Here is a 12,313-nt window from a genome sequence, read left to right as displayed (position 1 = left end):
CGTTTCTTTTGCTATTGTTGAGTTTTTCCAAATGCATTTGAATGATCATGAGTCTTCAACAAAGTCTAAATCAAATCCAACAATTAATCACAGAAACCGAACTGGAATGTGGAAGAAAACCAGGAAGTGTTTTATTGCTCGCTGTGAGTAAACAACAAAGTATTGAGTCGATTCGCGAATTATTTCAGCTTGGGATCACTCATTTTGGAGAAAGTTATTTTCAAGAGGCCCAATCAAAAATCAATGCTTTAAAAAATATACCCATATGTTGGCATTTTATTGGCCCTATTCAAAGCAATAAAACAAAAGGCATTGCTACTTTATTTCACTGGGTCCACAGTATCAGCCGTCTTAAAATTGCTAATTATCTCAATGAACATCGCCCTAGCACTTTAGAACCACTCAATATTTGTTTACAGATTAATCTGGTAAATGAAAAAACAAAATCTGGAATTCCTTCGGAGCAGGCTGCTGAACTCGCTTTGGCAGTAAGCCAACTTCCGCATCTCAAGCTAAGAGGCTTGATGACTATTCCCCCACCGCACAAAGAGATGCAAGCACAATATGATTTATTTATTCAGCTCAATCAACTCATGCATTCACTTAATCAAGAACTTAGTCTAGACATGGATACTTTATCCATGGGAATGAGTCATGATTTTGTCCCTGCAATTAAAGCAGGCGCCACCATAGTCCGAGTCGGCGAAGCATTATTTGGTGAGCGACAAAAATCAGGCAACACGATATAATCTTGTAAAATCAGTTGCTTCAGGGGAAAAATATGTCAGGTCTTATCGCAGTGACACTTTTTGTTATTTCTTTATTTTTTTCACTGGTTATCTTCAGTTTATGGATTCGTATTGCCTTACGGTATTTGCGTGTTAGCGCACTTCATCCAGTAAACCAACTCGTTTATAAAATGACAAATCCGATAGTCAATCCAATACAAGTTCTAGCAAAACAACCCTATAAACCAGGCCAAAAATATGATATCCCTGCGTTCATTACCTTATTTTTGGTTGAATTATTAAAAATCATCTGCATTAGCCTTCTTGCCCTACAAGGCTTAATTCCGATTGGATTTATATTGCTTTATATCATTGCAGACTTAATCCTTCAGCCTTGCGACATTCTATTTTTTGCCATCCTCATTCGCGTCATCATGAGTTTTGTCAATCCCAATTGGCAAGGTCCAATTGCAGACCTCTTACGTTTGCTGACCGAACCTTTGTTAAAACTCGGTAGAAAGATTGTTCCTGACATTTCTGGTTTTGATTTTTCTCCTTTCATCATCATAGTCTTATTAAAAATTATCACCCTATTTATTAGGGCAAACCTACCCTGGAGATTATTATAAAAGCAACTATACTTATTTTTAGGCAGAGGATTATCAGGATTAAATTATGAAATTGACCTACCTCAGCAGTACTGGATTTGCATTGATCATTTTACCTTTTAGTTTATTTGCTGATACACAATCCTATTATTGTCCCCAAAATCACGGATACATTAATATCGGTATGACGCCCGATGAAGTGATTGCAGCCTGTGGCCAACCAGTGAGTCAACAAGAATCAAATCAACCGGTACTCCAAAAAATTCCCGTGCAACAACTTATTTACAATAACATGGGAACGAGTACTGCTTTTTATGGAGTATGGAATGTACCTACAGGGAGCGGCGGGGTTCAGCTTGAGATTGATATTGTGAACCAAAAAGTACGCTCTATTAAAATGAATGGTTCAGACAGTAATTCCGTTTCGGTCTGCCAAGGCGCGAACATTCAGGCTGGCGATCCCGTCCAAAAAGTATATTATGCGTGCGGCTCCCCTTCTATAGTAAATAATTCGTTTATTAATGAAGTGGTACCTACAGCAGAGAAACCTCAAATTTGGATCTATCAACCGGGGGAGTATCAACCTTCCGTATCCATGACTTTTGTTAATGGGAAACTGCAATCCATTCAATAATTCTATTTTGAACAAATCACAGTTCAATACTATGGTAAATTAAAAAAATAAGATACACTCTCAGGATTTTGGCGTAGAGATACATCATTCCTGATGTACCTTTTTTCTTTGATATTTATTGAGGTAAGACTCGACATGACTGCAAGCATAGATGAAATCACTATTGCATATGATGAAAATGGGACAGAAACAGTTAAAGAGCTGGATAAGAAAGTATTAAGCAAAGGAGCCTGGACTACTATTATGTTTAAATACCAGGATTGGGATAACGCACAAAATGATTTCGGTCCAGTTAAATTTTCAATTCGCCGTTATCAAAAACGTAATAATCAATACTGGCAAAAATCTAAATTTAACATTTCCAGTGCAGAACAAGCACAAAAAATTATCGATATCCTCAATGATTGGTTGAAATAGTTTGCCTGCTACACCATTTTTTATGATTGGACATAAAAAAAATACTCTTCCAACCTCCTGATTATCGTTCAATATACCTCAGAACAATTTCTTTGTAAGTCATTATAAATAAACTATTTTTATAATTTACCCATCATATTAGCCCTTGAATTATGGATGTTTTTTGTCCACCTCAAACATTATTATGCCCATAAAAAAAACCCAGAGATCTAATTTTGTTCGATTTATTCATATTTGTTAAGGTTGAGTTAATTTTTGATCCGTATAATGGGGATTAAATTTAACAACTAAGACAAGATATAACTATGCAGACTAAAACAGAAACTCCTAATATAAAAAGTGGGCAACCAACTGTAACTGCACCGGTAGTTGCACCAAGAAAATTATACAATTTTTCAAACTTGCAAAATATGCCATGGATAGCACCGATGGACCTTATTAAAGCCAGAATGTCTAATGATGGGAATTACACTCCATCCTTTTGGCAGAATCCTGTGTTTTCCTCAATGATGAAAGGAATTTATAATCCAGCAATTATGCAAAGTCCTGTATTTACCTCAATGATGCAAAATATGTGGGATATAGCAACCAAAAGCGCAAGTACTCCTTGGTTTCCGCCAATGCAGACATTAAGACAAAAATTACAAACACCAAAAATCGATACACCAGTAGTACCGGTAACAAAACCAGTAGTAGCAGCTCCAACACCAGTTTCGGTTACGCCACCACCAGGGAAAAAGGGCGGTTCCTTTCCTGCATGGATCCCTTCTTTAGAGCAGGTACACCAAGGTTTCTGGGGTGGATTGAATTTCACAACCGTTGCACTGGTTACAAGCGGTGCTATTGTATCGGTTCAAAGTCCGATAAAAACTATATTAGTTAATTTAACCAAGGAAAGAACCATGCTACCCCCATCTGCATTTCAGGGTGGGAAATTGGGTATTGTTAGAGCATTGTATGCTGGAACTTCAGCTTCTCTTTCAGGTTCATTAATAAGAACAGGTTACGTTACTGGTGCTAAAGGCGGCAGCAAACCTGTAGAGGAAGCAATTATTAAAGATGAGAGCGGTAAAGAAGAAGTTATAAAATACGGTACTGCGAGTATAGGGCTTATCACGGCAATGGCACTAGGTGATATTCTGGTAACGCAAATACCTGAATCAATGTCTACACTGCAAAAAGCAGGGATTCTACCTAAAAATTTCACATGGAAGACTGTTCCCAATGCATGGAACTTGATGATGGGTGGCTTTGCTCCAAGGTATGTTTCAGGAATGGTTAATTTTGGTGCGTTATGTGTTCTTGAAGAGGTCATAGCGAAAAATTTACCAGACCATAAAGGGAAGCATTTTACCGCTGGGATGGTGAGTGGTATGTCTGCTGCGTTTTTTGCTTATCCATTTACCGTATTTAAAGATTACACCTTGGTTAGATCTTCAGTGACACCAGAGGGCAAGCTAAAAAGTGCAAGCTCACTTAAATTAACAAAAGAGTTATTTTTTGCCTTTATAAGTAGTCCCGGAGCTTCAGCCAAATCGTTTGGAGAAATGGCTCTAAAACAAGTTCCAATTCGAATGGGCTTAACCGGGGTCATATTTGCTCTAGTTGCTGGTGTTGGTGAGGCTATGGGTCAAGAACCCCTAAAGAAAGTGGTTCCAGAGCAATATCAACCATCACCAGGAAGATCCAGACATGGCCTGTTTGCTACTAAAGCTGAAACAGGTCCTCGAATTGAAGAGATTCATGAGGATACTGATGAGCAGACAAAGACACAAACTCCAGGGTCTGGTCCGGGTAATTCAACAAAAAATTAAGTAACAAATCCACGAAACAAACCATTTTATTATTATAAAATGGTTTGTTCTGCAAGAAAATAGTGTATCATAGTGTTGCGATGTGTAATTTTAAATCACACATTGCAATATTTACTTATTAAAGGATGAAATATGATGTCACGCAATTTTCTTGGATTTTTTGCTAAACCTGTCAAAGCAGTTTGTGAAACGACTCTTTATACCATGGGAGCAACGGCATTAGGTGCCGGTATTTATCGAGCTGGAACTTTTGTTAATGAGCAATTTAAACCGCAACAAAACATTCTGAGACCTCAGACAAGGAATCAATCTGAGTCTGATCACCGTGATAGTTCACATCAATCTGAGATAAAAATCGGAATTTAAATATAATTAGGGATGGTGTAGTCAAATTCAATTGACAAACACCACTCCAATACATTTAACCAAAAGCTGATACACTCTTTAGACCCATTCAAGACCTGGATGAGAACGCTCAAAGTATTTTTGAACCATTGCGTCTGAAACCAAATCCAAACGTGCTGGATGCCATTGAGGATTTTTATCTTTATCAATCAATAAAGCCCTAACCCCTTCATAAAAATCATGATCATGCATAAAATGACTCACCATGTCATAGTCCATTTGTAAGCATTGCGCTAAAGATAACCCTTTTGCCTTTTGTAATTGGGCCAAAGTCACTTTAAGACTCAATGGAGATTTTTGGGCCAAGGTATTATCAACCGCCTCGGCCCATACCGTATTAGCACTTTGTAACGATCCTCGAATCATTTCAATTGTGGGATGCGCAAAACACACATCAATCAAAGGTTTAATTTGGCTGATCTCTTCATTAGAGGCCACAAAAGAAAAACGCTGTAAACATTGATTGACCTGGTCAAATGCATCCGCCGACAAATCTTCATTCATCAAGGCGTCAAATAAGGCAGGCATTTGTTCTGATGATACTATTTTTTTAACCAGTCCGGTTTTTACCGCATCATGAGCACCTAAACGATTACCGGTTAAACCCAAATAAGTACCTAAATAACCTGGGCATCGTGCTAATAAATAGCTCGCGCCGATATCCGGAAAAAAACCGATGCCCGTCTCAGGCATAGCAAATACAAAACGTTCACTGGCTATTGGGTGACTGCCATGCATGGAAATTCCCACGCCGCCCCCCATAACAATTCCATCAATTAGAGAAATATAGGGTTTGCCAAAATGATGAATAAAATGATTTAAACGATATTCGTGCCAAAAAAATTGCATTTGTTCTGCATCATTGACTTGGCCAGAAAAATATAAAGAACGTATATCCCCTCCAGCACAAAATGCATTCCCAGGAGCTGCCCGCACAATCACCGCATGAATCGACTCATCCTCTCTCCAAAGACTTAATTGTCTTTGCATATTCAGAATCATATTTAAAGTAAGTGCATTCAGAGCCTTGGGCCTGTTTAATGTGATGACACCCAATGATCCTTCCTGGTTAAAAAGTACTTCGTCAGTCATAATTATTTTCCTTTGAACTGAGCCGCTCGTTTATCGAGAAATGCGCTAACACCCTCTTGTTTGTCTTCAGAAGCACAGACTTTAGCAAAGTGAATGGCTTCCAGATGCAAGGCATCAGTCAAAGACAAATCATAACCATGATCAATAACTTCCATAACCCCCGCTACAGCAAGTGGAGCCATACTTAAAATTCCCTGCAATAAACTTTTCCCTTGCACTAAGACCATTTCTGGTTCAACGACGTCACTCACTAAACCCCAATTTAATGCGGTTTCTGCGTTGATAAATCGTCCAGTCAAGCACAAATCTAAAGCACGTCCCTTGCCAATTAAACGCGCTAAGCGTTGGGTGCCGCCATAACCAGGGATAACGCCTAGTTTCACTTCAGGCTGACCGAATTGTGCTTTTGTTGAAGCGATTCTTATTGTGGCAGAAATAGCTAATTCGCACCCCCCTCCAAATGCAAATCCGTTCACAGCAGCTAATGATGGCTTGCCTAAAGTTTCCAAAAGTCGAAATACTTCCTGTCCTCGACAAGCAAACTCATAACCTGTTTGTGCAGTACATTCTGCCAATCGGTTAATATCCGCACCAGCGCAAAATGCTTTACCATTTCCAGTAATCATTAATGCCTTAACTTTGGGGTTTGTTTTTGCATAATGGAATGCTTCTTCTAATGCATCTAATACTTCTGAACTTAAAGCATTTAACTTTTCTGGTCTGTTTAAAGTTAAAGTTAAAATTCCTTGATTATCTAAATCTTGTTCTATCAAATTCATTCGTTGACTCCTTTTCTATAGAAAGATATCGTACCTCAAGCATTGCAGTCTGGGTACGTTGAGACGACCTTTGTCATCCAGACTTTAAACAGACACATCAGCACAAAAAGTGTTCTTCATCCAAAGTTGCTTTAGCAACAATTTCTCTCATGATTTCATTGGTGCCTTCAAGAATTTGATGGACTCTTAAGTCCCTAAATATTCGCTCGATCTGATAATCACGTAAATATCCATAGCCACCATGGATTTGCATCGCCTTATCACAAATATGGAAAGCAACATCTGTAGCCAAGCGTTTCGCCATGGCACAATACAAAGGGACATTAGGATCATTTTTATCCATAGCGCTTGCTGCTCGGTAAACCATTAAACGTGCTGCTTCATAATCAGTTAACATATCGGCAAAATAAAAACGCAATGCCTGCATTTCAGTAAGTGGTTTGCCAAATTGTTTCCGCTCATGCATGTAGCTTTGAGTCAAGCGCAAACAAGCAAGCGCCCCCCCCAATGAACACGAAGCGATATTAATCCGCCCCCCATTTAATGCATTCAATGCAATTTTAAATCCCATCCCTTCATCACCCACGCGATTGGCGACAGGTACACGGCAATTTTCAAAAAAAACCATACTGGTAGGTTGACTATGCCAACCCATTTTTTTCTCCAATTTGCCGAAATTTAAACCCGGTGTATTTTTTTCAATTAATAAACAGCTTATTCCGTGATGGGATGAATCACCAGTTCGAACCATACATAAGTAGACATCACTGACTGAACCTCCTGAAATAAAAGCTTTAGAACCATTCAGCACATAATAATCTCCATCTCTTACTGCCTTAGTTTTCAGAGACGCAGCATCCGAACCGGATTCAGGTTCAGTCAAACAATAACTGCCAATGAGTTCCATGGAGGTTAATTTAGGCCCCCATTTCATTCGCAATTCAGAATGAGCATAGCGATCAATTAAAGAAGTCACCATGTTATGAATCGAGAGATAGGCGCTGGTACTCACACACCCTGTTGCCAGTTGCTCAAACAATAATGCAGAGTCCAAACGGGTTAATTGAGCTCCACCAATATCCTCCCTGGCCATCATCCCAGCCATTCCTAGTGCAGCAGCTTCACGTAAAACATCTACAGGGAAATAACTCTCATCATCCCAACTATCAGCCATGGGAGCCAATTTGGTCCGTGCAAAATCAGCAGCCATCTCACGAATAGCTATATGTTCTTCTGTGAATTCAAAATCCATAAACTGTCCTTAGAAAATTCATTTAAATGTATTATTATTGCCAATTTTTACCATCGATGAAAGAGATATGCTTCGAAAATTATCCAGAGCATTTTATGAACGTGATACCATTATGGTTGCCAAAGAACTTTTAGGCAAATATCTTATTCATAATCCATTTGGAGTGGAGTATGTTGGACGGATTGTCGAAGTTGAAGCATACCTTGGAGCGCATGATCTGGCATCCCATTCCTCAAAAGGCCTTACCCAAAGAACTAAAGTCATGTTTGGACCGGCAGGTTATGCTTATATCTATCTAATCTATGGGATGTATTACTGTACTAATGTCGTCACAGAAACTGAAGGTAGCGGTTCTGCCATTTTGCTGCGTGCTATTGAACCCATTAAAAACATTCAAGGAAAAACACAAGGCCCTGGGTTGCTTTCAAAAGCGATGCATATCGATAAAGCACTAAACCAGCATGATCTAACCAGCGATACTTTTTATATTGCCGAAGAAGAGCAGCAACAAGAGTTTACTATTGTAGAAAAACCTAGAATTGGTGTTCATTATGCAAAAGATTGGGCAGAAAAATTACTGCGCTTTTATATAAAAGATAATGCTTTTATTTCCAAACCATGATGATATGATTGCAACCGTTTAGCGCTCATGAAAAGAATAAGAATAATCACATGGAAACTCTGGCGGCACCTATAACTCGCAATCAAAATTCGCTTGCTGTACTCAAAGAGTACTTTGGTTTCGATTCGTTTAGAACACCTCAGGAAGACATTATTAACGATGTTATTGCTGGACACGATGTTCTTGTTTTGATGCCCACCGGCGGTGGAAAATCTCTTTGTTACCAGATCCCAGCCATAGTAAGGCCAGGAGTAGGCATCGTTGTTTCGCCATTAATTGCTTTAATGGAGGATCAGGTAACTGCTTTAAGATTACAAGGAATTCGCGCTGCTTATTATAATTCCTCGTTAACCAGTGAAGAGGCGAAAAATGTATTGATGCAATTACATCAGAATGAATTGGATTTATTGTACATTGCTCCTGAGCGCCTCATTAACACTTCGTTTTTAGAACGATTAAAAGAATGTCATATTGCACTTTTTGCGATTGACGAAGCGCATTGCATCTCTCAGTGGGGTCATGATTTTCGCCCTGAGTATGCAGCTCTAGGTGTTTTAAAAACCCATTTTCCTAATATCCCAATTATTGCGTTAACTGCAACTGCGGACAAACAAACACGTCAGGATATTGTTAAACAATTAAATTATACCCCTAAAAAATACATTGCCTCATTTAATAGACCGAATATTCATTATAAAGTTGTTCATAAAACCAATGCCGTCAGGCAATTAAATCAGTTTTTACAAACAGTGGAACAACAATCGGGAATTATTTACTGCGGAACCCGTACGGGCGTCGAAAATCTTGCAAAGAAATTACAAGAAATGGGGTTTAAAGCGCGTGCTTATCATGCCGGACTTCCGCACAAAGAACGCCGAGAAGTACAAGTGTTATTCCGGTATGATCGTATTGACATCGTTGTTGCTACGATTGCTTTTGGGATGGGGATTGATAAACCTAATGTTCGTTTTGTCGTTCATCACGATCTCCCTAAAAATATTGAGGGATACTATCAAGAAACCGGACGTGCGGGACGTGATGGCTTACCTGCACAAGCACTTTTACTCTATGATGCAGCAGATAGTGCTCGATTGCGCTCCTGGATTATAAACAATCCGCTGGAGGAACAAAGACGCGTAGAAACCAATAAGCTCAACCACATGCTTGCTTTCGCTGAAGCTGCGCATTGTCGTCGCCAAATTTTATTGCGTTATTTTGATGAAGTGTGTGATACAGAATGCCAATATTGTGATGTATGTGATAATCCACCAACAACCTCTGATGCAACAGAAGATGCACAAAAACTCTTGTCTTGTATTTATCGTTTACGGCAAAATTATGGTTTAACCCATACCATAGATGTATTACGTGGCAGTTCTTCGGATAAAATAAAACAATACGGTCATGAACAGCTCAGTACTTTTGGGATTGGTAAAGATAAGTCAGCCCAATACTGGAAACAACTCGCCTGGCAACTTATTCATAAAGAATATTGTGTACAGGATATCAACCAATTTAATGTTCTTAAATTAACTCCTAAAGCAATTCCTTTACTAAGGGGTGAAGAAAAAATATCATTGACCCTGGCCAATACCGATATAAAAAGCAATAAAAAGAAAACCAAAGAACGACGATCAATTCAGACAGCAAACAGCCCGCTGTTTGAACTGCTTCGAATTTTAAGACGTAAACTGGCCGATGAAGAGAACAAACCACCTTTTATGATCTTCAGCGATGCAACCCTCCATGCAATGGCAGAGGCCAAACCTCAAAACCTGGAAGAGTTACTCGCGGTACCTGGCGTAGGTCAACACAAACTGGCACATTATGGAAGCCAGTTCCTAAACGCATTGAACGAATATATTGAATAGGATATCCTAACCTTATTGGCTTATTATTGGCCATTTTTGCTGTACTACAATACGTACTCGAAGGGGGAAATTTCGCGCACGATGCGCCAAATACTGCCGTTCTCTCATATAGGCTAAGCACTAATACAAGGACTAGTAATTATGGGGCTAAAAGAAATAATCACTGCGGTAGAAAAAGAGGTCGGCCTATTTTCACAAAAATATAAAACCATAGAAGGAGGTCATACCTACACGATTCCATTTTCTCAAAAACCTGCCCAACAACTCCTGACTTCATTAGGAGGGATGAAGGAGCCAAGCGCCATACTGTCAAGCATTACACCAGCGATTCACACTTCGGGTAACGCAGATGTTACGATAAATGGTTTTACTCCTAAAACAGCCGATAAAAAATTAATAATCACTGGAAAACGTCTTGATCACCTGCTGCAAAGCGGCAAAATATATGTCAATACAGCGCTTTTTCCTGCGGGTTTGTACCCAAAAGTCCTCTATGAAAAGCTGGCCGGAAAGAACAAAGAGGCGTTGCCGTCAGAAACTCATGGAATTCACTGGGAAAATCTTGCGGTGGGAGTGTGTCATGTCCAAGAAATTGATTTGCTCGTTGATACCATTATGAGCAGTCACAAAAGAGCCCATAGCACAGTTCGTACGGGAAAAATCGAGGAGAATAATCCGAGCTTGCTTTTGCTTTCAAGTCCTCGCTTGAATCTCAGCGATGGACTTGACGATCATATGGATAAAGAAACTCAGATTCGTTTTATCGAAGGCATGTTCTACAACCTTTTTGATGCGGTACAAAAAGAAGGACGCCAATACATCGCAATGCCTGCCGCCGGTTTGGGCGCGCACGGTGGGAAACCTGAAATGTATTTTGCGGCCTTAATGAAAGCAGCCAAAGCATTTCCTAAATTAAATATCATTTATCATCCCAATGATCATGAAAAATCCTTTGATAAGGCATTAAAAAAAGCCAAGCTGGAGAATGTAGTTAAAACCACTAAAAATGTAATTTTTATTGCAGAGAGACTCAACCAACTGGGTAATCCTTGTGCCCTGCACATACCCGCAGATAGCGACGTTATTTATGGATTATCTGATATAGGAGGACCATGGAAATCGCCTCCTTCTAAAAGGCATCTTTTGTTTTTAAATAAAAAAAATGAAACCAGTCAAACTTACATAGGCGCCCTCTCAACTGCACCATTAAATAGTTTTGGCGTGAATCCACAAGCGTACGCAACAATTATCGAGCGAAATTTAGGAAATTCTCTCGATACCCGATTAGGCAAAGAGATTAAAGAGACTGTCTCCATTCAGCTTACCACACAGCAACCGCCCTCCATTTTAGAACATGGAATCGAGTCCCCTATTCAAGTACAAACTGGGAACCAAGCAAAAAGCAATGCGGACATTACTGGAGAACAGCCCAATAAAATTTCCATAAAACCAATTGATGAGCATGAGGTTCTCCCCCCCATAAAAGGATCTATTGCTTCCGATCCCATTCCAGAGCCACCAAAATCCTCTGAACGCACAGCAATTGAAGAACATCCCTCTTCAAAACCTGTAGTTCCAGAGCAATTTCTTCAACGCACTTCCGGCTTACCCACTAAAAATTCATGTGATCCAACCAGAATCATTTCTTCCCCAGCTCAAAATGGCCTCTTCTCCCCACCGAAGGAATCGGTACAACCTAAAACTCAATCAGCAACTTCCTCTTTGAGCGAGCAGCAGCTGCATGAAATTAATCAAACCATTGATCAGTTAACCTTGGAAATCGAAAGTTGTTGGCCTTATCCCAACAAGGATTTAAAACAAATCAAAATCGACGCTCTAAGTGCATTAATAACTCATGCGGAGACGATGAGTATTTCCAATGCGATTGCAGCAATTAAAGAAGAATTTCCAAGAGTTGCTGAAGGAACTTTGAGTACACGCACCGCTGCTTTATTGGTTCGACTGGAACACTCCACTAAAAGTTTGGAAATACATTAGAATGATTATTTGCAGGTCAGGCCAAGGCCCGACCAGCGTCTGCCGGTTTTGTCAATGAATTATCTCAGCAAGACAGGATGCAGGTTACGCGTA

At 39.6% G+C, this 12,313-nt stretch carries 12 protein-coding genes; 9 read left to right on the top strand and 3 right to left on the bottom strand.

The annotated features are described in order from the left end of the window. Window positions 1-47: 47 nt before the first annotated feature. The 6 genes from OQJ13_RS13975 to OQJ13_RS13950 all read left to right on the top strand — a co-directional run bounded on the left by OQJ13_RS13975 (window position 48) and on the right by OQJ13_RS13950 (window position 4,567). Window positions 48-749, top strand: a complete 702-nt coding sequence (locus OQJ13_RS13975; RefSeq protein WP_265711445.1) for a YggS family pyridoxal phosphate-dependent enzyme — start codon at window positions 48-50, stop codon at window positions 747-749. 32 nt (window positions 750-781) lie between these two features. Then, window positions 782-1,357: a YggT family protein gene (locus OQJ13_RS13970; RefSeq protein ID WP_265711444.1), complete on the top strand. Its 576-nt coding sequence runs from the start codon at window positions 782-784 to the stop codon at window positions 1,355-1,357. A 46-nt stretch (window positions 1,358-1,403) separates the two neighbouring features. Continuing rightward, entirely contained in the window at window positions 1,404-1,970 is a 567-nt protein-coding gene (locus tag OQJ13_RS13965; RefSeq protein ID WP_265711443.1) for a DUF2845 domain-containing protein, read from the top strand. A gap of 135 nt (window positions 1,971-2,105) precedes the next feature. Beyond that, window positions 2,106-2,387 (top strand): hypothetical protein, encoded by a 282-nt coding sequence (locus OQJ13_RS13960; protein WP_265711441.1) that lies wholly within the window; start codon window positions 2,106-2,108, stop codon window positions 2,385-2,387. Window positions 2,388-2,692: 305 nt separating this feature from the next. Then, window positions 2,693-4,201, top strand: a complete 1,509-nt coding sequence (locus OQJ13_RS13955) for a hypothetical protein (protein ID WP_265711440.1) — start codon at window positions 2,693-2,695, stop codon at window positions 4,199-4,201. Window positions 4,202-4,333: 132 nt separating this feature from the next. Continuing rightward, a complete protein-coding gene (locus tag OQJ13_RS13950; RefSeq protein WP_265711439.1) occupies window positions 4,334-4,567 on the top strand; it encodes a hypothetical protein in 234 nt (77 codons plus the stop codon). Between the two features lie 78 nt (window positions 4,568-4,645). On the opposite strand, the gene OQJ13_RS13945 is transcribed toward OQJ13_RS13950, so the two are convergent. The 3 genes from OQJ13_RS13945 to OQJ13_RS13935 form a co-directional block, all read right to left on the bottom strand. Next, window positions 4,646-5,698, bottom strand: a complete 1,053-nt coding sequence (locus tag OQJ13_RS13945) for an enoyl-CoA hydratase/isomerase family protein (RefSeq protein WP_265711438.1) — start codon at window positions 5,696-5,698, stop codon at window positions 4,646-4,648. 2 nt (window positions 5,699-5,700) lie between these two features. Further along, entirely contained in the window at window positions 5,701-6,477 is a 777-nt protein-coding gene (locus OQJ13_RS13940; protein ID WP_265711437.1) for an enoyl-CoA hydratase/isomerase family protein, read from the bottom strand. Window positions 6,478-6,574: 97 nt separating this feature from the next. Beyond that, entirely contained in the window at window positions 6,575-7,729 is a 1,155-nt protein-coding gene (locus OQJ13_RS13935; RefSeq protein ID WP_265711436.1) for an acyl-CoA dehydrogenase family protein, read from the bottom strand. Between the two features lie 67 nt (window positions 7,730-7,796). Here OQJ13_RS13935 and OQJ13_RS13930 point away from each other — a divergent pair, with 67 nt between their 5' ends. The 3 genes from OQJ13_RS13930 to OQJ13_RS13920 all read left to right on the top strand — a co-directional run bounded on the left by OQJ13_RS13930 (window position 7,797) and on the right by OQJ13_RS13920 (window position 12,220). Beyond that, entirely contained in the window at window positions 7,797-8,351 is a 555-nt protein-coding gene (locus OQJ13_RS13930; RefSeq protein ID WP_265711435.1) for a DNA-3-methyladenine glycosylase, read from the top strand. Between the two features lie 50 nt (window positions 8,352-8,401). Then, window positions 8,402-10,222: a DNA helicase RecQ gene (gene recQ, locus OQJ13_RS13925; protein WP_265711434.1), complete on the top strand. Its 1,821-nt coding sequence runs from the start codon at window positions 8,402-8,404 to the stop codon at window positions 10,220-10,222. 141 nt (window positions 10,223-10,363) lie between these two features. Further along, the gene (locus OQJ13_RS13920; RefSeq protein WP_265711433.1) at window positions 10,364-12,220 is read left to right on the top strand and encodes a hypothetical protein; all 1,857 of its coding nucleotides are present in this window, start codon (window positions 10,364-10,366) and stop codon (window positions 12,218-12,220) included. The last annotated feature ends 93 nt before the right edge of the window (window positions 12,221-12,313 follow it).

The organism is Legionella sp. PATHC035 (genome assembly GCF_026191115.1).
Lineage (GTDB): Bacteria > Pseudomonadota > Gammaproteobacteria > Legionellales > Legionellaceae > Legionella.
This window is presented reverse-complemented; position numbering and strand designations above follow the sequence as displayed.

Coding starts and splice junctions, on each gene's coding strand:
- OQJ13_RS13975 (WP_265711445.1), top strand. CDS start 48: ATGAGTCTTCAACAAAGTCTAAATCAAATCCAACAATTAATCACAGAA.
- OQJ13_RS13970 (WP_265711444.1), top strand. CDS start 782: ATGTCAGGTCTTATCGCAGTGACACTTTTTGTTATTTCTTTATTTTTT.
- OQJ13_RS13965 (WP_265711443.1), top strand. CDS start 1,404: ATGAAATTGACCTACCTCAGCAGTACTGGATTTGCATTGATCATTTTA.
- OQJ13_RS13960 (WP_265711441.1), top strand. CDS start 2,106: ATGACTGCAAGCATAGATGAAATCACTATTGCATATGATGAAAATGGG.
- OQJ13_RS13955 (WP_265711440.1), top strand. CDS start 2,693: ATGCAGACTAAAACAGAAACTCCTAATATAAAAAGTGGGCAACCAACT.
- OQJ13_RS13950 (WP_265711439.1), top strand. CDS start 4,334: ATGATGTCACGCAATTTTCTTGGATTTTTTGCTAAACCTGTCAAAGCA.
- OQJ13_RS13945 (WP_265711438.1), bottom strand. CDS start 5,698: ATGACTGACGAAGTACTTTTTAACCAGGAAGGATCATTGGGTGTCATC.
- OQJ13_RS13940 (WP_265711437.1), bottom strand. CDS start 6,477: ATGAATTTGATAGAACAAGATTTAGATAATCAAGGAATTTTAACTTTA.
- OQJ13_RS13935 (WP_265711436.1), bottom strand. CDS start 7,729: ATGGATTTTGAATTCACAGAAGAACATATAGCTATTCGTGAGATGGCT.
- OQJ13_RS13930 (WP_265711435.1), top strand. CDS start 7,797: ATGCTTCGAAAATTATCCAGAGCATTTTATGAACGTGATACCATTATG.
- recQ (WP_265711434.1), top strand. CDS start 8,402: ATGGAAACTCTGGCGGCACCTATAACTCGCAATCAAAATTCGCTTGCT.
- OQJ13_RS13920 (WP_265711433.1), top strand. CDS start 10,364: ATGGGGCTAAAAGAAATAATCACTGCGGTAGAAAAAGAGGTCGGCCTA.